Origin of the sequence: Crocosphaera sp. (genome assembly GCF_030064895.1) — a bacterium.
Taxonomy (GTDB): domain Bacteria; phylum Cyanobacteriota; class Cyanobacteriia; order Cyanobacteriales; family Microcystaceae; genus Crocosphaera.
Genome location: NZ_JASJEB010000060.1, coordinates 1 through 22,652 on the forward strand (window position 1 = coordinate 1; position 22,652 = coordinate 22,652).

Annotated in this window: 21 protein-coding genes; 18 read left to right on the plus strand and 3 right to left on the minus strand. The window is 37.1% G+C overall.

The window, feature by feature from the left end; all coding sequences use genetic code 11:
- Window positions 1-256 precede the first annotated feature (256 nt).
- Together QNJ66_RS14145 and QNJ66_RS14150 are read left to right on the plus strand one after the other, a co-directional pair.
- Window positions 257-2,329 (plus strand): DNA polymerase III subunit gamma/tau, encoded by a 2,073-nt coding sequence (locus QNJ66_RS14145; RefSeq protein ID WP_300508026.1) that lies wholly within the window; start codon window positions 257-259, stop codon window positions 2,327-2,329.
- Window positions 2,330-2,595: 266 nt separating this feature from the next.
- Window positions 2,596-3,240 (plus strand): histidine phosphatase family protein, encoded by a 645-nt coding sequence (locus QNJ66_RS14150; protein WP_300507990.1) that lies wholly within the window; start codon window positions 2,596-2,598, stop codon window positions 3,238-3,240.
- Window positions 3,241-3,524: 284 nt separating this feature from the next.
- On the opposite strand, the gene ylqF is transcribed toward QNJ66_RS14150, so the two are convergent.
- Entirely contained in the window at window positions 3,525-4,367 is an 843-nt protein-coding gene (gene ylqF / locus QNJ66_RS14155) for a ribosome biogenesis GTPase YlqF (protein ID WP_300507992.1), read from the minus strand.
- Window positions 4,368-4,517: 150 nt separating this feature from the next.
- Between ylqF and recJ the strand changes: the two genes are divergently transcribed.
- Together recJ and QNJ66_RS14165 are read left to right on the plus strand one after the other, a co-directional pair.
- Window positions 4,518-6,482, plus strand: a complete 1,965-nt coding sequence (gene recJ, locus QNJ66_RS14160; RefSeq protein WP_300507994.1) for a single-stranded-DNA-specific exonuclease RecJ — start codon at window positions 4,518-4,520, stop codon at window positions 6,480-6,482.
- Window positions 6,483-6,484: 2 nt separating this feature from the next.
- Window positions 6,485-7,696 carry a PQQ-dependent sugar dehydrogenase gene (locus tag QNJ66_RS14165; RefSeq protein WP_300507996.1) on the plus strand — a complete coding sequence of 404 codons (1,212 nt, stop codon included), beginning with the start codon at window positions 6,485-6,487 and terminating at the stop codon, window positions 7,694-7,696.
- A 2-nt stretch (window positions 7,697-7,698) separates the two neighbouring features.
- Here QNJ66_RS14165 and folD read toward each other — a convergent pair whose 3' ends face one another.
- The gene (folD, locus tag QNJ66_RS14170) at window positions 7,699-8,571 is read right to left on the minus strand and encodes a bifunctional methylenetetrahydrofolate dehydrogenase/methenyltetrahydrofolate cyclohydrolase FolD (RefSeq protein WP_300507998.1); all 873 of its coding nucleotides are present in this window, start codon (window positions 8,569-8,571) and stop codon (window positions 7,699-7,701) included.
- A 36-nt stretch (window positions 8,572-8,607) separates the two neighbouring features.
- On the opposite strand from folD, the gene QNJ66_RS14175 reads away from it, so the two are divergent.
- The 6 genes from QNJ66_RS14175 to QNJ66_RS14200 all read left to right on the plus strand — a co-directional run bounded on the left by QNJ66_RS14175 (window position 8,608) and on the right by QNJ66_RS14200 (window position 12,594).
- Entirely contained in the window at window positions 8,608-9,174 is a 567-nt protein-coding gene (locus QNJ66_RS14175) for a DNA-binding protein (RefSeq protein ID WP_300508000.1), read from the plus strand.
- On the plus strand, window positions 9,137-9,592 hold the full coding sequence (locus QNJ66_RS14180; protein WP_300508002.1) for an NUDIX hydrolase: 456 nt from the start codon (window positions 9,137-9,139) through the stop codon (window positions 9,590-9,592). Before QNJ66_RS14175 ends, QNJ66_RS14180 begins: the two co-directional genes overlap by 38 nt.
- Before the next feature lie 22 nt (window positions 9,593-9,614).
- Window positions 9,615-9,851, plus strand: a complete 237-nt coding sequence (locus tag QNJ66_RS14185) for a lipopolysaccharide assembly protein LapA domain-containing protein (RefSeq protein WP_300508004.1) — start codon at window positions 9,615-9,617, stop codon at window positions 9,849-9,851.
- Window positions 9,852-9,880: 29 nt separating this feature from the next.
- Complete coding sequence (locus QNJ66_RS14190; protein WP_300508006.1) at window positions 9,881-10,558, plus strand: response regulator transcription factor; 678 nt, start codon at window positions 9,881-9,883, stop codon at window positions 10,556-10,558.
- Window positions 10,559-10,943: 385 nt separating this feature from the next.
- Window positions 10,944-11,693: a LamG domain-containing protein gene (locus tag QNJ66_RS14195; protein WP_300508007.1), complete on the plus strand. Its 750-nt coding sequence runs from the start codon at window positions 10,944-10,946 to the stop codon at window positions 11,691-11,693.
- Window positions 11,659-12,594, plus strand: a complete 936-nt coding sequence (locus QNJ66_RS14200) for a LamG-like jellyroll fold domain-containing protein (RefSeq protein WP_300508009.1) — start codon at window positions 11,659-11,661, stop codon at window positions 12,592-12,594. Before QNJ66_RS14195 ends, QNJ66_RS14200 begins: the two co-directional genes overlap by 35 nt.
- Before the next feature lie 165 nt (window positions 12,595-12,759).
- Here the strand turns inward: QNJ66_RS14200 and QNJ66_RS14205 are convergent, their stop codons facing one another.
- Window positions 12,760-13,749 (minus strand): succinate dehydrogenase/fumarate reductase iron-sulfur subunit, encoded by a 990-nt coding sequence (locus QNJ66_RS14205; RefSeq protein WP_300508011.1) that lies wholly within the window; start codon window positions 13,747-13,749, stop codon window positions 12,760-12,762.
- A 731-nt stretch (window positions 13,750-14,480) separates the two neighbouring features.
- Here QNJ66_RS14205 and QNJ66_RS14210 point away from each other — a divergent pair.
- The 8 genes from QNJ66_RS14210 (at window position 14,481) to pstB (ending at window position 22,518) form a co-directional block, all read left to right on the plus strand.
- The gene (locus tag QNJ66_RS14210; protein WP_300508027.1) at window positions 14,481-14,879 is read left to right on the plus strand and encodes an AbrB family transcriptional regulator; all 399 of its coding nucleotides are present in this window, start codon (window positions 14,481-14,483) and stop codon (window positions 14,877-14,879) included.
- Between the two features lie 209 nt (window positions 14,880-15,088).
- Window positions 15,089-15,985, plus strand: a complete 897-nt coding sequence (locus tag QNJ66_RS14215; protein ID WP_300508013.1) for a CPBP family intramembrane glutamic endopeptidase — start codon at window positions 15,089-15,091, stop codon at window positions 15,983-15,985.
- Between the two features lie 288 nt (window positions 15,986-16,273).
- Entirely contained in the window at window positions 16,274-17,404 is a 1,131-nt protein-coding gene (locus QNJ66_RS14220) for a hypothetical protein (RefSeq protein ID WP_300508015.1), read from the plus strand.
- A gap of 117 nt (window positions 17,405-17,521) precedes the next feature.
- The gene (locus QNJ66_RS14225) at window positions 17,522-18,343 is read left to right on the plus strand and encodes a tetratricopeptide repeat protein (protein ID WP_300508017.1); all 822 of its coding nucleotides are present in this window, start codon (window positions 17,522-17,524) and stop codon (window positions 18,341-18,343) included.
- 533 nt (window positions 18,344-18,876) lie between these two features.
- Entirely contained in the window at window positions 18,877-19,824 is a 948-nt protein-coding gene (locus QNJ66_RS14230) for a PstS family phosphate ABC transporter substrate-binding protein (RefSeq protein WP_300508019.1), read from the plus strand.
- A 2-nt stretch (window positions 19,825-19,826) separates the two neighbouring features.
- Entirely contained in the window at window positions 19,827-20,756 is a 930-nt protein-coding gene (pstC, locus tag QNJ66_RS14235; RefSeq protein ID WP_300508021.1) for a phosphate ABC transporter permease subunit PstC, read from the plus strand.
- A gap of 11 nt (window positions 20,757-20,767) precedes the next feature.
- Window positions 20,768-21,727: a phosphate ABC transporter permease PstA gene (pstA, locus tag QNJ66_RS14240; protein ID WP_300508023.1), complete on the plus strand. Its 960-nt coding sequence runs from the start codon at window positions 20,768-20,770 to the stop codon at window positions 21,725-21,727.
- On the plus strand, window positions 21,721-22,518 hold the full coding sequence (pstB, locus tag QNJ66_RS14245) for a phosphate ABC transporter ATP-binding protein PstB (RefSeq protein ID WP_300508025.1): 798 nt from the start codon (window positions 21,721-21,723) through the stop codon (window positions 22,516-22,518). The genes pstA and pstB overlap by 7 nt, the downstream gene beginning before the upstream one ends.
- The last annotated feature ends 134 nt before the right edge of the window (window positions 22,519-22,652 follow it).

The window sequence follows — 22,652 nt, forward strand, 5'->3', positions numbered from 1 at the left end:
CTTTACTTTGATGTTAGGCTGTCTGATAGTCCAACGTTCGGGTGGGTCGCAACCAAGATTGATTGTAACACAAGATTCTGGAATATGGATGCTTCGCAGTTTGTTTACTGGTCGGGCATTCATCCCTAACCTAAGCTTGGATAAGGGAATTCTGCCCGACATTAGGTTAAAAATTTAGTTATAATACAAATGTTTTAAACCAGATCCAGATTACTCTCGGGCATAATAGAAGATCCCTTTGTTAGTTGCTGAAACCATGTCATCCTATGAACCTCTCCATCATAAATATCGTCCGCAAACCTTTGCCGACTTAGTGGGACAAGAAGCGATCGCCACCACCTTAAATAATGCGATCGCCAGTCAACGCATTGCCCCGGCTTATTTATTCACAGGGCCCAGAGGAACAGGAAAGACCTCCAGTGCTAGAATTTTAGCAAAATCACTCAATTGTTTGGCGGTGGATGTTCCTACTGCTTCGCCCTGTGGTCAATGCGAGGTCTGTCGGGCGATCGCTAGGGGTTCGGCCTTGGATGTGATTGAAATAGACGCGGCCAGTAACACAGGGGTGGATAATATTCGAGAAATTATTGAGCGATCGCAGTTTGCCCCGGTACAATGTCGTTATAAAGTGTATGTCATCGATGAATGTCATATGTTGAGTGTGGCTGCTTTTAATGCTTTATTAAAGACCTTAGAAGAACCACCAGAACGGGTTATTTTTGTCTTAGCAACCACTGATCCGCAACGGGTTTTACCTACTATTATTTCTCGTTGTCAACGCTTCGACTATCGCCGTATTCCTTTAGAAGCGATGGTTAGTCATTTAACAGTAATTGCTGAAAAAGAAAACATAGAAATTGAAGCAGAAGCCTTAACTTTAGTAGCCCAAATTGCTAACGGTGGTTTAAGAGATGCGGAGAGTTTATTAGATCAACTAAGTTTATTATCAGGATGTATTACGTCAGAAAAAGTATGGGATTTAGTGGGGGCAGTTCCTGAGAGAGATTTATTATCTTTATTACAAGCTATCAATTCTAATAACCCAGAAATTGTGATCGAATCTTGTCGAAAATTGATGGATAGAGGTAGAGAACCTTTAGTTGTATTACAAAATTTAGCAGGGTTTTATCTTAACTTATTAATTGCGAAAACTGCACCAGAAAGGTCTGATTTAGTTGCCGTAACTTCTACCACTTGGAATGATTTATGTACGGAAGCTAACCAGTGGCAAACCGAAACAATTTTAAGGGGTCAACAAAAACTTAAAGAAAGCGAATTTCAGTTAAAAAATACGACTCAACCTCGTTTATGGTTAGAAGTTACATTATTAGGTTTATTACCAGATGCTTGTACACCAGAAGTTATTATAAACTCGTCTAATATACTAGCCAAAACTAACAATAATATTAAAGCTAAAACCACTACATTTCCCCCACAAGAACCCAAGTCAAAAGTTATTGAAAATCCGCCAAAAGAGAAAAAAGAACACATATCTAAACCACCTCAACCTATTACTGAAACATCAGAAAAAACAATTATTAATGATGATATTGATTTAGAACAAATTTGGCAGTTAATTTTAGATAAACTTCCCTTGTTATCCTCAGCATTAATTAAACAACATGGCTATTTAATCAGTTATCAAGGTACAGTAGCAACTGTTGGAATTAAAGTTAAAACACTTCTCAAAACAGCACAGGATAAACTACCTCAAATTGAATTAGCTTTTCAAGAAGTTGTCGGTCACAAAGTTAAAGTTAATCTACAAGTTGGAAACGCTTCTAAAATAGTGAATCCATCACATAATTTTCCTTCTATACCTCCGAAAGTTACTTATCAAAATAACGAGAATAATATTGTCAAAAATGAAAAAAAATTAGATAATTATAATCAAGATAATATAAATAAAGAACCTGTAATCAGTACAGAAATACACAATTATAATAAGCAAAAAGAACAAGAAGAAACACAAGGAAATTATAATATATCTATAAATAAACCAATTGAAAGTAATATTGATAACATTCAAGTTTCTGATAATAAAATCCAAGAAGTAGCAGAAGAATTTGCTAAACTCTTTAAGGGAGAAATAATTGCTAACAATGAATATTTTATTAATCAAGAGCATCATCTCACAACTGATAAATCTGCTTCAACAGATGATATAGAATCATCAGATAAAACTCTAGAAGAATTGACTATGAAAGAAGGAATAGATGATAATATTAATAATGATCACTTAGAAAAGCAAACATCAAAAACCAGTAGTAATGTTCAAAGAGTAATAGGAAGACCAGAAATTATTGAAGAAGATGAATTAGAATTTTAAATTATTCTCATGCTAAATATGTTATGTTATTTTTGAATAAAAAACTTGAATAAGTTATGATATAGTACTAAGCATTATCGTTAGTAAGTGATGGAAATTACTCGTTCCACGGAATGACATTTTAGGGATTTATAATTAATTTTTTGTCCATTATCCATAATTAAAGAGATTCCTCGTTCTTCCTAATGACAAATTAAGTATATAAAAGATATCTTAATCATTTTTTGCTATATTAACAATAACTAAACTCTTAATTTTAATTGCTTATGTCATCTCCTCAAACTGTTTGGATAGCACGTCATGGAAACCGTCTTGATTTTGTTAACCCCGAGTGGTTTAATACTGCTAAGAAACGCTATGATCCACCCTTATCAGAAGATGGTTTTATTCAGGCAAAACAATTAGGAAAACGTCTACAAAAAGAAAAAATTAGTCATATTTTTGCTTCTCCTTTTTTACGTACTATTCAAACCGCTTCTGAAGTTGCAAAAATCCTCGATCTTCCCATAAAATTAGAAGCAGGTATTGGAGAATGGCATAATCCCAATTGGATGAGTGAAAATCCCGAAACTCACCCAAGAGAATTATTAGAAAAAGATTATCCTCATATTGACTGGAATTATTCTTCTTATCTAGTTCCTAAATATCCAGAAACGGAAGTAACAATGATAAAAAGAATGGCCGAAGTTATTGACAAATTAGTTAGGGATTATTCTCAGGAAATTTTATTAGTTGCTCATGGTGCTTCTGTGATAGGATTAACCCAAGGATTAACAAAAGAAACTCCTAGTTTTAAAGCTTCTTTATGTTGTTTAGTGAAATTAGTAAAAATTAATGACAAATGGGATATAGAATTAGGAGGTGATACGTCTCATTTAACTGAAATCGAAAATCAAGTACGTTTTGTTTAAATAACATTTTCCAGACCTTTTTTTGCCAAATATCAGAAGCGTATAGGGTGGGCAAATGGTTTATAATAAGGGAGCATCCCATTTTTGCCAAAAACTTATTCTTGGAGTTTGACGGGGAGAGGGGGAGATGGGGAGACGGGGGGAAATTCATCAGATCAACTATTATCAATCAAGGACAATTTGCAACTTTGAGATGCTGCCTATAATAATTGCCAACCATCCCTTTCTTAATAATTTAGATTAGTCTTGATAGTAGGCAAGTAGTGAAAATTGATCAATTAAGTTTATTCTATTAATTGCGGTAATTCTAAGGGAATTTGTCCCATAATTCCTTTTCTAAAATCATTTAATAATTGCATAGTTGCTCGTTCTGTATCCCCTTTAAATCTGCTGTATCCTAAACTTTCAATATATTCTTCTCCTGTTATATTTTGAGGATCAAGTTGATAGCGAGATGATAAAATATTCTCAAAATTTAACTCAACTAATAAGTCAACTAATGCTGCTCCAATCTGTTGATTATCATAGGCCGCTTCCCCAATATCTTCACAGATAGCTAACTTTACAGCATTTTCTTGATTCTCCAACTTAGCAGGAATAATTCCAGGTGCGTCTAAAAGCTCGAGAGCATTAGATATACGTATCCATCGCAACTGACGAGTTACTCCAGCGCGTCTAGCACTAGCTGCCACTTTACGCCCCAATAAACGGTTAATTAACGCTGATTTTCCCACATTAGGAAAGCCTATAACTACCGCTCGAACCGCACGAGGCCGCATTCCCCGCTCCTTTCTTCTTTGGTTCATTTGTACGCCAGCAGCTTGTGCTGCTTTTTTTAAAGCTTTAATTCCTTTACCCTGTTTAGCATTGGTACAATAAAGTGTCTCTCCCTGAGCAGCAAAGCAGCTTAACCAGTCTTGACGCACCGATTCTGGTATCATATCGGTACGGTTAAGTACCACCAGTCTGGGCTTATTCCCTATCCATCCAGGAACGTCTGGATGATGGGACGCTAGAGGGATGCGAGCGTCTAAGACCTCAAAGATAACATCTACACGGTTGAGTTGTTCTTTGAGTTGTCTTTCTGCTTTGGCAATATGTCCAGGATACCATTGAATGAGGGGCATGATTAATTAAGTTAGAAGTCAGAAGTTGTTGAAAATAGGAGATAATTTAAACCTTAGTCCAAAAACTTTTCGCTGGAAAAATTGAGGTTGTAATTCCTATTATCTCGATAATTGTTATAATAAGCTCTTTAAATTATAGTATAAATTTACATGAAATTACCAGATCAAAGGTGGTATATTGCCTCTCCTAAGGCAGATCAAGTTAAAACATTAGTAGCAGAAACGGGACTATCTCCTTTACTCGCTCAGGTAATCTTAAATCGAGGTATTGATAGTCCTCAGTTAGCTCAAGTTTATATTAACCCAGACTCGGAAAGTTTGCCCGATCCTTTAATAGAATTTCCTGATTTATTGCCCAGTATTGAACTATTAAAAGAAGCGATCGCAACGGAGGAAAAAATTGCTATTTGTGGTGACTATGATGCTGATGGAATGACTAGCACTTCTCTGTTATTACGCGCTTTTAATCATTTAGGAGGGGACGCTTATTATGAAATTCCTAGTCGTATGAAAGATGGTTATGGCATTAATGAAAGAATTGTTGAAAAGTTCGCTGAAGGAGGTGTAGGTGTCATTTTAACCGTTGATAATGGCATTTCTGCTTATAATCCGATCAAACTAGCTGTAGAATTAGGGTTAACAGTTATTATTACGGATCATCATGATTTACCAGAAAATTTGCCTCCTGCTGATGCTATTTTAAATCCTAAATTATTACCGATTCAATCCCCTTATCGCGGGTTAGCTGGTGTAGGAGTTGCTTATATTTTGGCGGTAAAACTTGCTGAAGCTTTACAGAAAAGTGAGGAGATTATTGACTCGTTATTAGAGTTATTTACTTTAGGAACTATTGCTGATTTAGCTCCTTTGGTTGGGGTTAATCGTCGTTGGTTAAAAAAGGGATTAAAGCAGTTACCAAATTCACAATTAGCAGGGATTCAAGCTTTAATGCAAGTAGCAGGGGTTAGTGAAGAACAAAAACAATTAAAACCGGATGATATTGGCTTTAAATTGGGTCCAAGAATTAATGCAGTGGGAAGAATTGGTGATCCACAAACTGCTATTGAACTATTAATAACCGATGACCCAGGAATGGCTTTGGAAAGGGCTATGCAATGCGAACAAATTAATGGTCAACGAAAAAGTTTATGTGAAGAAATTGAGCAAGAAGCGATTGATTTGATTAGAAAAACTCCTATTGATTATAAAAAGGATAGGGTTTTAGTTGTTATTAATCCTCAATGGCATCACGGAGTTATTGGGATTGTTGCTTCTCGTTTGGTTGAACGTTACGGAGTTCCTGTTTTTATTGGTACTTATGAAGAGGAAGATTATAGTAAAATTAGAGGTTCTGCTAGAGGTATTGAAGAATTTAATATCTTTGAATCCTTGGTATATTGTGATGATTTATTGGGAAAATATGGGGGACATAAAGCCGCAGGAGGATTCAATTTAAAGAGTGATAATTTAATGGCTTTTCAGGAAAGATTGAGTCAATTTGCTCATCAATTACTTGAACCTCATCACCTCAAACCTTTAGTAAAAATCGATGGAAAAGCAGATTTTAAACAGTTAAATGCTCAGTTATATGAGAATATCGATAGTTTACAACCTTGGGGAATACAAAATGCTTTTCCTGTCTTTTGGACTCCTAATGTGAAAATATTGGAACAAAGAACTGTAGGAAAAAATCATCTCAAATTAGTATTGGGTCAAGATGATGGTCAAGAAATAAAGGCGATCGCTTGGCGTTTTGGTTCTTATTTTCCCTTACCAAAACGTTTGGATATTGCTTATAAATTGAACGAAAATAGTTGGAATGGGGAGGTTAATATAGAATTAGAAATAGTTGGTGTTCGTTTACCTGATGGTGTAATAATAAAACCCCATAATAGTTTTAGTTATCAAGGAAAAGATTATATTTGTTTTTATTCGGAAAAAGCACAGGAGTTAAAAATCAAAAATTCTCAAGGTAAAATTTTAGCTATTCGTAAAGGACAAAGAAAAGGACTATTAGGAATAAATCGTCAAGAAGCACAAGAAGTTGATGTCACTAAAAAGCCGTATTATGATATAATCAGGGCTGCAATGAATAGCTTGAATTTGACAAAATAATTATGAAATTAATTAACTTTAAAATATTTTATTTGACTATATTTAACGCTATCATTTTATTAGGAGTAGGAGGCTGTTTATCAGCTTCAAATTCTTCTAATAATTCCACCATTCAACCAACAACTAATCAAACCAGTCAACTATCACAAACTCAACAAAAATTTAAACAAGTTACAGTAACAGAAGGGTTAGAACGTCCTTGGGGTATGGACTGGTTACCCAATGGTGATCTACTCGTTACAGAACGCCCTGGAAGACTCCGTATTGTCAAAAATGGTAAATTAGAACCCCAACCCATTCAAGGGGTTCCAGCAGTCCTTGCAGTGGGTCAGGGAGGGTTGTTGGATGTAGCGGTACACTCCGATTTTAGCGAAAATGGTTATATTTATTTAACATATAGTTCGGGGACTCGCAACAATAACCAAACTCGCATCGCCCGTGCTACCTTAGAAGAGAATCAACTACGGGACGTTAAAGTTATTTTCGAGGTGTCTCCCATGAAGAGAGGGGGACAACATTTCGGGTCTCGTTTATTGTGGTTGAATGATGGAACCTTGTTAGCGTCCATTGGAGACGGAGGAAACCCACCCGTAAAAATCAACGGTGAGTTGATTCGCAAACAAGCGCAAAAGCTTGACAGTCATTTAGGTAAAATTATACGCATCAACGACGATGGTAGCATCCCTGATGATAATCCCTTTTTGGACCAGGAAAATGCTAACCCTGCTGTTTGGAGTTATGGTCATCGTAACATACAAGGGTTGACCATGGATAAGAAAACAGGTCAAATATGGTCAACAGAACACGGTTCAAGGGGTGGAGACGAACTTAATAGGATTGTAGCAGGAGAAAACTATGGTTGGCCCGTGGTGACTCATAGTAGGGAATATACTGGGGGTGAGATATCCGATAAGCGATCGCTTCCAGGGATGGTTGATCCCTTGGTGGTTTGGACTCCTGCGATCGCACCTTCGGGACTAACTTTTTATGATGGGGATAAGTTTATTAACTGGAAAGGAGACTTATTTGCAGGAGGTTTAGTGGCCAGAGAAGTGATACGTATTGACTTAAATGACGCTGGTGAAATTGTAGAAAAATATCCCATAAAATTTGAACAACGGGTTAGGGATATTAAACAAAGTCCCGATGGGTTTATTTATGTTTTAACCGATGATAATAATGGTAAATTAATTCGTCTCGAACCTGTTGAATAGAACTACTGGAATTTTTGATAACTCAAAACAGTATTTTGTAATAACATGGCCACCGTCATCGGTCCAACACCCCCAGGAACAGGTGTGATATAACTGCTGACTTGAGAAACAGAATTAAACTCAAAATCACCCACTAACTTAGACTTACCCTCCTCTGTCATAATACGATTAATGCCCACATCAATGGCCACTGCACCCGGTTTAACCATCTCCCCCGTAATTAAATTAGGTTTACCCACCGCAGCAATGATAATATCCCCTTGACGGGTCATTTCCCCTAAGTCAGCAGTACGAGAATGGGCCATCGTCACCGTTGCATTTTTTTCCAACAACATCAAAGATAACGGTTTACCAACCAAAATACTGCGTCCCACCACTACAGCGTGTTTACCAGCAACATCTAGATTATACTCTTCCAATAAACGCATCACCCCTGCTGGTGTACAACTGCGTAACCCATCCTCACCCCGTATTAAATGGCCCAAGTTCATCGGATGCAAACCATCAGCATCCTTTTCAGGGGCGATCGCATGGAGTAACTTCACCGTATCTAAATGGGGAGGTAAAGGTAACTGTACCAAAATACCATCCACCCGTTCATCTGCATTCAATTGATGAATTAAAGCTTCCACCTCTTCCTGTGGCGTTTCCGTGGGTAAATGGCGACCAAAAGAAGCAATTCCTACCTTAGCGCAAGCCTTTTCCTTATTACGAACATAAACAGCACTAGCCGGGTTATCTCCTACCATAATAACCGCCAAACCAGGAGGACGACCAATCTTCCCTTGTAAATTTTCAACCGTTATTTTCAATTCTCCCTGAATTTTTTGCGCTAATGCTTTACCGTTTAACAAAGAAGCAGTTTCAGAAGACATAGATAGCATAATAAATGTGGAACGTAGGAGTAATTTATGGTGTCCTATAGCTTAGCCTATATCAAGACAATCAATTTAACCGCACTCATCATGAAAGTTTTAAACATTCGAGGGGTTCATGGTGGTATTTTTGCCCTTCTAGTTGGAAGTTTGATCGGTTGTACCCCCATCAACTATTTAGGGTTAGCGCAAAACTCTATCACCCCCATTGGGGAACTTTCTCCCCAACCCTCCACCGAAACCACGTCAGAAGAAGCTATTATCTCTTTAGAGGGAAAAGTGGTCGATCAGGCCCCGTTTATGGGTAGTGGTTCTTATCAACTACAAGATGCAACAGGAACCGTTTGGGTAGTTACCAACGGGCCCTTACCCCAAACCGGGGAAACCGTGCAGATCACAGGAAAAGTTACTTATCAAGCAATTCCTATCGGTGGTCAAGATATGGGAGAGTTGTATATCTTAGAGGTTGAAAAACTAGAGGCTAATGCCCCTGATCGTACCTCAACGGTTCAACCTGTAGTTGATACCCAAACCCAAGTTAAACCTGTTTCTCAAACTGATCCCAATGAGTTTCTCCTCCCCCACAAAGGCAATACCAAATAATATTCCTTCTGTCGCTTTAGCTATTTTGTATCAAGAGGGTCGTTTTTTGATGCAGTTACGGGATAATATTCCTACGATTATTTATCCCGATCGCTGGGGTTTTTTTGGCGGTCATCTCGAACCTGGAGAAACCCCAGAAATAGGGGTTAAAAGAGAGGTTATAGAAGAGATTAATTATCAACTTGAAAACCCAATTTTTTTCCGTCGTTATGATGATGAAAGGGCTTTACGCCATATTTTTCATGCAGAATTAACAGTATCGGTGGACGATTTAATCTTACGAGAAGGGGCGGACTTAGGGTTAGTTTCCCCGGAAGAGATTAAAAAAGGACAATGTTATTCTAAGAAACTGGATGATGTTCGTCCTTTGGGTGATATTCATCAAGAAATTTTACTTGATTTTATCGCTAATTTCTAATAAAAATGAACAAATAATACCTATGCTCAAAGGATTAACAAATGTTATAGTTGCTGTGATAATGGCTTTTTGGATAGGAGCGATCGCTATTTTTTCTATTCAAAATATTACCGCAGTTTCCCTAAAATTCTTGTTCTGGGAATCGATTCAACTCCCCATCGGTGTTTTACTCTCCTTTTGTCTAGGAGGTGGTTTAATTATTGGTGGTTTCTTACCTTTTCTATGGAAACCTTCAAAACGAAGAAGAAAACTTAACTAAAATATTGATACCTTCAATTGAAAACTACTATGAGTAACCCCAAAATTTTACTGGTTGAAGACGAGGCAAAACTTGCTCAATTTATCGAATTAGAACTAAAGTATGAAGGCTATGATGTTACAGTGGTTAATGACGGTTTGTCGGGACTATCTAACGCCAGAGAAAGCGATCCTGACCTCATTTTATTGGATTGGATGTTACCAGGAATGTCAGGGGTAGATATTTGCAAAAGACTGCGACAAACTGGGAGTAAAGTTCCCATCATCCTCATAACTGCTAAAGATGATATAAGCGATCGCGTGACTGGTTTGGATGCAGGGGCAGACGATTATATTGTTAAACCTTTTAATCTAGAAGAATTATTAGCTAGAGTCAGGGCAAACTTAAGAAGAAATCAACAGGAAGACCCTGATTGTTTAGAATTTTTAGACCTTAGCTTAAACTGTAACACCCGTCAAGTTTTTCGAGGCGATCGCTTAATCGAACTTACGGCCAAAGAATTTGATTTACTTGAGTATTTAATGTCCCATCCAAAACAAGTTCTGACTCGAGATCAAATATTAGAAAGAGTATGGGGTTACGATTTTATGGGAGACTCTAATATTATTGAAGTTTATGTCCGTTATTTACGCCTAAAATTAGAAGCAGAACAAGAAAAACGACTCATTCAAACTGTTCGCGGTGTAGGTTATGTTTTGCGAGATTAAAAGCAAGACACAATCAATCTACCACCAATAACCAGTATTACGATGATGGTTTTATGAATAATTTTGGGTAGTGATTCCCATGTAGTGAAATAGTCTTTAGTAGTTCACTTGAATTATTTGAGAGACAAAAATACTGAAGAGCAGTTCCATTCAGTTATAATGTGTTTATATCAAATTAAAACTTGTATTCTTATCCTTTTTAATTAATGTCAAATTTATTAAATACCCTTTTCTTTTTACTCATAGTATTACCTTTTGAAAAGTTTGAAGATTCTTGTCCTAACTGTGGTTCAAAGCGGTTTAATAAAAATGGGAGTATTCATAATAAAAAACCTAAATAAGGCTGTCAAGATTGTGGTCATCAGTTTATCAAGAACTCACAATCATGACACAAAATAGAGAATCCGTATTGTATTTTGATGGAGATGGAGACTACATCACCGTCGCTGATAGTGAAGCTTTACGGGTGAATAACTACACTGTAGAAGTATGGATTAAGACCGACGGTGTTCCCAATGAAGACTGGAAAGGTATCATCGGCAAACCTGGTCGTAATTTTAATATCTGGCTAAATAAGGCAGCTTTTCTCGCACACTGTTTTCACACAACTGAGACTACAAACTTATATATCGCTTCAGATTCTAACCTAATACAGTGGAATAAGTGGCAACATCTGGCTATTACCAATGACGGTACAACAGCTAAAACCTATATCAATGGGGAACTCAAAAAAGAATCACCCATAGGACACGAGTTAGTGGTGGATAAAACTCAGATTAGGATAGGGGTTAATTTAGATGGCAGTGGTTCAAACTGGTATAAAGGGGAAATGACGGAGGTGCGTCTCTGGAATAAAGTCCGTTCCGAGGCTGACATTAAAGAGACCATGTTTACTCGCTTAAAAGGTGATGAAGACGGGTTAGCAGGATATTGGCCTCTCAATGATGTTGCTAATAATACCGCCACGGATGAAACCGAGAATGAAAATCACGGTAAGATTTATGGGGCAGTGGTAGATGAACAACTTCCCTTACTGGGTAAGCAAGGAAGCGGCGACAACGCACGGCAATATGTCTTAAAATTTGATGGTAGTGGAGACTATGTACAAGTTGAAAACCCCTCCTTCTCCCACTGATGCCATTACCGTTTCTTGTTGGGCAAAAAATGCTGCTAATGCCATAAAAACTTCACGGCTGCTCAGACATCCCTCTTACATTCTTGAGCATAACCTACGAGATAAAAGCTTTACGTTTTATATTTATTCAGGAACATGGTATTCCTGCACAGCAAAATTAACTGATGTAGATATGACAAAATGGCATCATTATACAGGAACCTTTGACGGTAACATTATCCGTCTTTATGTGGATGGAGTCGAGGTTAATAATACTGTTTTCAGTGGGAAAATTGATATAAGTACTAACCCCATGTATATTGGCTCAAATGATAAAGCTGGCTATTTTGTCTATGGTAAAATCGCTGAGGCACAAGTTTGGAAAAAAGCCCTTTCTGCTGACCAAATAAAAGCCAATATGTCCCAAGGTTTAACAGGAAATGAAGACTGTTTAGTGGGATATTGGCCTCTGAATAAAGGATATGGAGATATCGCTACCGATGAAAGTCCTAACAAGAAACATGGAACCATTGTTAATGCTGTTTGGGATGAGCAGTTTCCTATTGATGTTATTCCCACGGTTGCACCTTTCAGTGAAGTAAAAATTAGTGATCTTTTCTATAAATCTACAGATGATCATAAAGCGGATCAATATGTAGAAATTACCAATACTGGAACTATTGCAGCAGACTTATCAGGCTGGACACTTAACTCTTCAACTAAGGATAAAAAGTATTACTTTCCTCAAGGAATTAAACTTGAACCCGGACAAAAGATTAAAGTCTATAGCAATAAATATGAAGCTGAATCAGGAGGTTTCTTATTCTACTCTGAACGGGGAGGAGTTTGGAGCAATAAAGGAGACACTGCTACCCTACTCAATGCAGAAGGTAAAAAGGTTGATACTCGTGATATTCCTTAAAGCTTAAGTTATTAAAACAGTAGGAGTGAATATTAATTGACTCCTACACAAAAATTCTACACCTGTAAATTATCCGTTTATGAACCCAGAGCGTCTGTACCAATAAGGAGCGATCTCTCAAAAAATTAAGGCAATCGCCACAAAGATCCAGCAACAAGAGAATTATCACTCAATTGTTGAATAATTTTTTACTGCGTCAATAAGCGATCGCACCTCTTGAGTTCCTTCCGAAGGTTCAAAAGAAACAGGAAACTTGCCACTGCTTAACATTCTCAACCCCAAAGGTGCAAGAGAAAGTAACCCTTGTAAGTCTCTAAAATAATTACCTACTACATAGACACCAAATTTTCGTTCATCGATCCAACCACCCTCTTTCACCAAATCGATCAACACTTTACGGTGACGAATAGCGCGACTGGTTTGAGCATCGTTGCGATCTAAAATTTCTTGTTTGAGATGAGATATTTGATCCATAGGGGCAACCTCCATAGGACAAACCGCATTACAGTAATAACAACGAGTACAACCCCAAACCCCCTGTTCTGTTTGATTGTAGCTCTCCAAACGCTCCTCTATCTCCGTATCACGGGAATCTGCCACCATACGCTGTGCTTTAGCCAAAGCATGGGGGCCAACAAACTCAGGATTAACCGTTAAAGCATTACATTCAGAATAACAAGCCCCACACATAATACAGTTACCCGTCTGATCCAACTGCGATCGCTCATCGGGAGTCTGTAAAAATTCTCGTTCAGGAATATTGCGCCCTTTGGTACTGACGTAGGGATCGACCTCTTGCAGTTTATCCCAAAAACCAGACATATCAACTACTAAATCTTTGATCACCGGCATATTGCCCAAAGGTGCAACGGTAATTGTTGGTATATCCCCATTATCAGAAGCAGAGATCATTTCTAACTCTTGTCCTACATTTTGCTTGCAGGCCAAAGCCGAACGACCATTAATTCTCATGCCACAACTACCACAGATCGTATTGCGACAATTTTTGCGGAAAGCTAAACTACCATCTTGTTCCCATTTAATACGATTTAAACATTCTAAGATGGTATTGCCCGCTTGAACTTCTAGTTGATAACTCTGTAGCTGAGGACTTTGATCGGGCTTCTGTCGCCAGACTTTAAACAATACTTTCATCAGAGCATAATAAAGTGGATGGATCTTTCTCTATGGTATCTCGTTCTTAGGGTTTGAATGGTGAAAATTTTCCCACACTAAACACTACTCGGCCTGGGAAAATTATGTGTTGAGAGAGGGAAGAGTCCGAAGACAAGACATTAACTATATCTTAATTCTCCCCACACTTCCCAAGGTTCAGTAGATCACAAAGATCCTAGTTGGGATTGCGGGGGAGTAGGAAGACCGGAGCATGGGAGAAAGCAATCATGGTCAAAAAAACAAAAATAACGAGTTAAAGTCAGAGAACTAAGGTTTATATCCCTTAAAAAACTTTATTTACTCGAAAAAGTTTGAAAATAATCTCCCCTTCTGCCCACTCCCTGCTCCCTTGCAGCCCAAACAAGTAAGTTTTTGATCTACTGAGGTTAGTCTCTGGATCTTTTCCACAGTATTAATATTCTCAGCAAACTTAACTATAATCAACCTTTTAGACTTATTTAGACTGGAGTTTTAAACGTTTATTTTCGGGTTCAACAACCGCAACCCCAGAGGAGATAGCAGGGTAATTTATCTCGGTTTGAGTAGACTCGAACAAATTTGTCCCCTTAAACTCCCCGTTATCAACTTCATAATTCTTGAAAATTTTTTTGTTTAATTTAGGAATTTAAGGGTATATTTTTGATATGATCAATAATGATCTAAATAAACAAGTCATCATTGAGAGAAAATCAAAGGAGATTGATAAAATTATGGCTGACACCGTTGATCCCAATCCCACTCCGAAAACCGGAAAAGACTTACTTACGGAATTAAAAAAGTTGACCGATACTCCTCGGAGAGAAACAGCCAGAAAATGTGGCTATTACTCAGTTACAAAAGATGGACAAGTTCGTGTTAACCTAACTGATTTTTATGATGCCATTCTGGCAGCTAAAGGGGTTCCCTTACAACCTGGAGCGACAAAAGATGGTCGTGGCCGTGAACCTACATTCCGAGTCAGTGTTCACAAGAATGGTCAAATTGTCATAGGTTCAACCTATACTGAGCAGATGGGATTGAAACCAGGGGACGAATTTGAAATTAAATTAGGCTACAAACATATTCATCTTAAACAGGTTGGTGCTGAAGAAGAAGAAGAAGCGGCCTAAAGGTTATTGAGTAACCAGTAAACATGGGACTAAAATCGCTAAACCCAAGTCAAAAGAAAAGATCAACTTTGAGTACTTTCTGAGTTTAATTAGGCAAGGGTAAAAGCGATCGCTCCCATGAAATCAATGGCAATTACATGATGAAATAGAAACCAGAAAAGCAATGTGTTATGGTCAGATAAGAACTTGCCCACTTATCCACCATCATCATGTTATTGATAAGGGTTGAAAATAGTTTTGCTGTTGCCCAATATACGCATATAAGGGAAGTATTTTTACCTTCCCCACTCTCTCATTGGTTAATAACACTCCAAGATATTCCTAGTCAGAGTAAAATCGCTCTTTTCCTATTAATATGGTTAATCCTCTGGCTACCCATAGCTTTACTTTTGGGAAAAAGGCTCAACTGGAAACCCTTTGAACCTTTAGAAGCAGAACAGAAAATACCTCTTTTAGTACCTTTATATTTATTGGTTCCCTTTTTAGGTTGGTTAACCCTAGTTGTCGAAGGCACTTCATTATCCGACTATGGATTATCCTGGCAAGGGAATACCCTGATTTCCCTGGGCATAGGTATTTTGTTGGGTTTGGGAGGGTTAGGAGTCGTTTTTGCCGTGGAAGGGGGTCTAGGATGGCTAAAATGGGAGTCTGAGAACCTAAAGCAACTAGGGAAGGTTGCTTTGCCAATTTTAGGACTAGCTATCTGGATTTCCTTAAACGAAGAATTCGTCTTTCGGGGAATTTTTCAAACAATTTTAGAAAAAGATTATGACCCTTGGTTGAGTGCTATCATAGTCAGTAGTATTTTTGCTCTAGTTCATTTACTATGGGAAAGACAAACCACTATTCCTCAGTTACCTGGACTGTGCTTAATGGGAATGGTTTTGGTGGTAGCAAGATGGACTGATGGAGGAAGTATTTGGTTAGCCGGGGGACTTCATGCAGGTTGGGTATGGGGGTTAGCTTCTTTAGATGCTGCTCAAATGATTTCCTACACAGAAAAAGGTAAAGACTGGATCATTGGTATTTATCAGCAACCCTTAGCCGGAATAATGGGTATTTTCTGTTTATTAGGCACTGGTTCTCTATTGTGGTTTTGGCCTTAGTTTGGTGTATGAAACTGCAATCATTGCCAATATTGCTGAAATTATTGGGTAAAATCAAGATGAAACCGATAATTTACAGACTATCAGTGAAGTATTAGCCAAAATTACCAGTTTTTCTCTCGAAGAGGTTGAAGATAAAATAGAAAATTGCTTATATGTCAGAAGATTTTTAGTACTATTATGATCTAATTAATTGAGATTTGGATTTCGGAGTTATACTATGCAATGGTTGAAGACAGCCTTAACATTATTTTTTAATTTTAAAACTGAGCCAGAGAAGATGGCACGATGGTTTCTGTTCGGTTCTATCGTGTTAATATTATTACCATTTTTTTACCATATACTTTAGAAAAAATTGACAAAACTGATCAAGGGTTGACATTTGAATGGCCTGGGTTTTTTATCCCGTCTGATAGCTTGGATATCATCAATAGTGTTGCTACTTCAGCCTTGGCCGGTTCGCTATTTATTATCTTTGTCGGCATAAAAGAATCATGGATTAAAGAAGGACAGAAGAAAATTTTTCTTAAATTCCTTGGTTTAGAAAAAGAAAAAATAGAGAATATTTACATTGTTGTACCTGTTTTTCCAAAAGCTACGCTCCAAAAGATTCAGGAAAAACTTCAAAACCAATCAATTTCCGAGGGAGCATACCAATTTTGGACGTTAGCTTTTTTAAGAGGTTCTGAAACCCTTGGGTTATTATTACTTAAGGTGATGCTTTTACAAAAATGGGATGCTGCCATTTCCGAGGACGAGCTTATTCAAGCCTTCCAAGAAAATGACAAACACAGTTGTGTCCAAAGTCTCCTACTTCAAGACACTGATTTTGCAACAGTTGAGGATTTAAACGCAGTGAACCAGATTCAGACTCAATTTGAAGATTTCGGAATGAAACCAAAAATGAGCTTTGCTAATGACGCTATAAGTGAGTTTGATAAAAATGATAACAAAGTGAAGGTGTTCATATCCATCGGCCTTAATTCCAATAAGTTTACAATGTATATCAATGAAAAGAATAAAAAAATGTCAGACAAAATATTCAACATTGATAATGATGATCAGTCTCGAAACCGTTCCCCAAAGATCAAGATTATCTATAGTTGCGAGATTTCAAACCCTGAGAGGAATGAGTATTCTTTTAATAATGAAACAGAAACTAATAAGTGTGTCCTAATAACCAAAGTTAAGCATGATAATAATACGGTTTTCATTTTGGGGGGAATCACAGCACCAGGAACGCCTCTTGCGGCGAGGTATTTGAATGAGTCTTGGCAAGAACTAATGGGGCAAAAAGATAATCAAAGTCAACAACTTGAAGTCGAAGGTCATGAGTTTGCAACCATTTTAGAAATTGGAGAAATCGATGGAAAGTTGAAACCAATAGTGTGGAAAACTCGTGTTAAAGACAGTGTCTAGATTACTCTTCAACTAATAACTCAACTGAATATCAAAATTTTCAGTTCTATCCCTCATCGCATTAGTGTATTCTGGAAAGTTAATTCCCTAAGCATTTTAAATATTGCATTTTGACTTATGAAAAGCTCTAAAACAAAGAACCGTCGCTGGGTTTATGCTGCCTTAGTATTAATGCTCTTAGCTCTAATTTCCTTTTCTATTCTACCTATTGTTAGTAGTATGGTTCAGGCTAGTCAAGGGGAGCAAGCTTCTTTCGTTACTCCTGAAACCACAAGATTAGAAAACGAAGCTTTGGGGTATCAACTGGTCTTAGAAAGGGAACCAGACAACGAAAATGCACTCTTAGGACTACTGGAAACCAGACTGAAACAAGGGGACTTAGAAGCTGCGATCGCTCCTTTACAACGCTTAGCTCAACTTAACCCCGAACAGCCAGATTACGCTATTTTACTAGCCCAATCTCAACAACAATTAAAAAATTATCCAGAGGCGTTAAATACCTATCAACAAATTATGGTCGCTAACCCTGGAGATATGCGACCTTTAAAAGGAATGGTGGATGTTTATCTACAACAAAATCGTTCTCAAGATGCCATTAATTTAGTACAAAAAACCTTAAATCAAGCGATCGCAGAAGAGTCTAATCAATCGGCCGATCAAAGTGTTTTTAATTTGACATCTTTGCAATTACTCTTAGGAGAAATTTACAGCGAACAAGAACAATATGATAATGCTTTAGTTATTTATAATCAGGCGATTAAAGGAGATGAAAATGATTTTCGTCCACTGTTAGCTAAAGCCATGTTACTGAGAGAACAAGGTCAAGAAAACGAAGCCCAAACTTTATTTAAAGAGGCTATTCTCAAAGCCCCTGTTCAATATAAAGAACAACTGAAAGACATCTCTTTACAGCGTCCTCAAGCAAAAGATGAACAGTGAAGAGTGAGCAGTAAATTTCACTAATAGCAGTTTTCAATTAAATGAGCGTAGGGAGTGTTGAAACTTTAATGTTTAATGTATGCTGATATCTTCCACCGGTTAATACAAACTCAATAATAAAACAAGGTAAATTAATTATCAATCAATTACAGGCAAAATTGACCCTGTTTTATGTTCCTTTTTCCCTGTTTACTCTCTAAAACAGCTAGTTTTATCAACTGTGAAATATGTGACTATGCAAATGAAAACTGCTGTCATAACTAACAACTGATAACTTCTTTAAACCTCAGTGTTTAATAATTGTTTATGTTTAAGATTTGAGAATAAACATAAATTTTTTAATTTTATTATAATTAACATAGCTTTAGCTTAAAAATTATCATTACACTAAGCTAAGGTTAACAAAAGAATAATTTTTAGAATTTTAATCTATTTTTTACTATATTTTAACCCTAAATTATATTTTTTCTGAAATAATAAGACGGGTTTACGCTTGAACAATAAAGAACATAACCATTAGGAAGTAATCAGCTATGAAAATTAAAGTCAATGGTTGGCTTTTTGCAGGTGCATTTGCATTAGGCATACTCTTAGTTAATTTGACAAATGTTCCTGTTAACTCTCAAGGTCGTGTCACCATCAAAGTTGATGGTTCTAGCACCGTTTATCCTATTACTGAAGCGGTTGCAGAGGAGTTTCAGAAAGAACAAAGGGGTAGAGTTCGAGTAACCGTCGGTATTTCTGGAACTGGTGGTGGTTTCAAGAAGTTTTGCTCTAGCAATAATGCTGTACAAACTCACATTTCCAATGCTTCTCGTCCCATTAAAGATAAAGAGAAGAAAATGTGTGCAGAAGCAGGAGTGAAATATATGGAGATTCCTGTTGCTTATGATGCCATTACTGTTGTAGTTAATAAGAACAATCCCTTGACAAATGTGACAACAGCAGAACTAAAAAAGATGTGGGAACCGGCTGCTACTCGTAACATCACAAGATGGAATCAAGTTAACTCCAGTTGGCCTAATGCTTCATTAAAGCTTTATGGGCCAGGTGCAGATTCAGGAACTTTTGATTATTTTACCGATGAAATTGTTGGTGAATCAGGAAGTAGTAGAACTGATTATACCCCCAGTGAAGATGATAACGTATTGGTTCAAGGGGTTATTGGAGATCAAGGAGCATTAGCTTATTTTGGCTATACTTACTACGAAGAAAACAAAAATAGACTCAAAGCTCTAAAAATTGATGGGGTTGCTCCTTCTTCTGCAACCGTAAGCAATGGAAGCTACAAACCTCTAGCCCGTCCTATTTTCATCTATGTCAATCTCAACGCAGTAAAAAATAATCCTGCTGTGAGACAGTTTGTCAACTATTATTTAGATAATGCCCCCAAATTAGTAAAAGAGGTTCGTTCTATTCCTCGCACTGATTATCAGGCACACAAACGAAAATTAGCTCAAGAAGTTGCTCAATTACGTTAATTATGACACGAATTTTATCTAAAGATAATAGTAATGGGCAAATCTCGAGTCGTTTTTTTCGTAATATTCGAGAGAAAATGATCGAGTTTGCCCTTTTTCTCGCTGCTTTATCTTCGGTGGGTACAACCTTTGGTATTCTCTACATTTTGGTAACAGAATCTTGGCTATTTTTTCAAGAAGTATCTATCTTCGATTTCTTGACAGATACTCAATGGACTCCCCTATTTAACGATAAACATTACGGGATTTTACCTCTTCTTTCGGGAACCTTTGTTACTTCAACGGTTGCTTTATTAGTAGCTGTTCCTTTAGGAACCATTGTAGCTATTTATTTGAGTGAGTTTGCTTCATCAAAATTAAGAGAATGGGTTAAACCTATTTTAGAATTGTTAGCAGCTATTCCCACAGTTGTTTATGGTTATTTTGCTCTCTTAGTTGTCACTCCTTTTTTACAAAAAGTATTTACTGAATTACCCACATTTAATATGTTAAGCGGTGGTTTAGTTATGGGTTTAATGATCCTGCCTTTGATTAGTTCAATTTGTGAAGATGCTATGAGAGCCGTTCCTGTGGTGTTAAAAGAGGGTTCTTATGCTATGGGAGCAACCCGTTTACAAACGTCCCTAAAAGTTGTATTTCCTGCTGCTATTTCTGGTATTGGTGCAGCCTATATTTTAGCTGCTTCCCGTGCGGTTGGTGAGACGATGATTGTGGCTATTGCCTCGGGTTTATTACCTAATCTAACGGTCAATCCTTTGCAACAAGGTGCAACTATTACGGCCTATATTGCACAGGTTAGTTTAGGAGATTTACCTCACGGAACAGTGGAATATCAAACAATTTTTGCTGCTGGTTTAACCTTAGTGATATTAACGTTAATTTTAAATATCATTGGTTACTTTCTATCCAGACGTTATCGAGAAATTTATTAAGTATTGAATCTATGTCATCAGAAAATTTTGTCGATATTAATAATATATCTAAGCGCAAAATAATTGATAATTGCTTCGCTATTTTAGGTTTATTAATTATTTTTGTAGCTATTTTTATTTTATTGGGATTAGTTCTACAAATATTAATTGAAGGTTTACCCCGTCTAACGCCACAGTTTTTTGTCTCATTTCCTAGTCGTAAAGCAGAGCAAGCGGGTATTTTTTCTGCTTGGGTAGGAACAAGTTTAGTTATGTTTGTAACCGCTTTTGTTTCTATTCCGCTTGGTGTCGCTTCTGGTATTTATTTAGAGGAATATGCCCGTAAAAATTTGCTATCAGCTATTATTGAGATTAATGTTACCAATTTAGCTGGTGTTCCTTCCATCGTTTACGGTTTATTGGCATTAGGATTATTCGTTTATAAATTCCAGTTAGGGCAAAGTGTTTTAACCGCAGGATTAACTTTAGCATTGTTAATTTTACCTGTAGTTATTGTTACTACCCGTGAAGCAATTAGGGCTATTCCTATTAGTTTAAGAGAAGCTTCTTATGCTGTGGGTGCAACAAAATGGCAAACCATCTGGGATCATATTTTACCCTATTCTTCTGGTAGTATTTTAACAGGAATTATCATCGGTTTAGCCCGTGCAATTGGTCAAACTGCTCCTTTAGTTACCATTGGAGCATTAACTTTTATTGCTTTTTTACCAGATCCGCCCATTAGTAGCGAGTTCCCTTATTTACCCTTGCAAACTACCTTTCCCTTCTTTAATTTTCAGCAATTTTTTGCCTGGTTAAATTCCCCTTTTACAGTGTTACCGATTCAAATGTTTACTTGGGTATCTCGTCCTGAACAAGAGTTTCAAATCAATGCTGCTGCAGCCGGAACTGTTTTGTTAATGATGACTTTAGGGGTCAATGGTATTGCAATTTATTTACGTTATCGTTTACGTCAAGGTATCAAATGGTAGAGCAGCTTTCTAATAATTCTCATCATTCAGAAACGATTAATCCTAAAGTAGAACTTAAAAACTTTAATTTCTATTATGGAGATTTTCACGCCATTAAAAATGTTAATTTTACTGTTCCTCAGGAAAAAGTAACCGCCTTAATTGGTCCGTCTGGCTGTGGTAAAACAACGTTATTAAGGTGTTTTAATCGTTTACATGATCTATATCCAGGAAACCGTTATGAAGGGGAAATCCGCATAGATTCCTTGAACATTTTAAGCCCTACTGTTGACCCTATTGAGGTCCGAATGAGGGTAAGTATGGTGTTTCAAAAACCGAATCCTTTCCCTAAGTCAATCTACGAAAACGTGGTCTATGGGTTAAGGGTGAGAGGCGAAAAAAATAGAAGTATTCTTGATGAAAAAGTAGAGAAAGCTTTACAGAATGCTGCTTTATGGGATGAGGTGAAAGACCGTTTACACAAATCAGCTTATGATTTATCAGGGGGTCAACAACAACGCTTATGTATTGCTAGGGCCTTAGTAACAGAACCAGAAGTTATTTTATTAGATGAACCCACATCGGCACTTGATCCTATTGCTACTAATAGTATTGAAAAATTAGTCAGTCAATTACAAGAAAAGGTGACTATGATTATTGTCACCCATAGTATGCAGCAAGCTGCTAGAATTTCTGATTATATTGCCTTTATGTATCTAGGAGAAATGATCGAATTTGGAGAAACACAAGCCATTTTTTCTAATCCAGAGGACCATAAAACGCAAGATTATATTAGCGGTAGAATTGGCTAGTTTAACCGAATGTCGGGCAGAATTCCCTAACGTTCCATAACTTAGGGATGAATGCCCGACCAACATATAAAACTGCGAAGCATCCTTATTTCTTAGTTTCTAACCCTCCTGACTGGTTTTTGATATATTCTTTG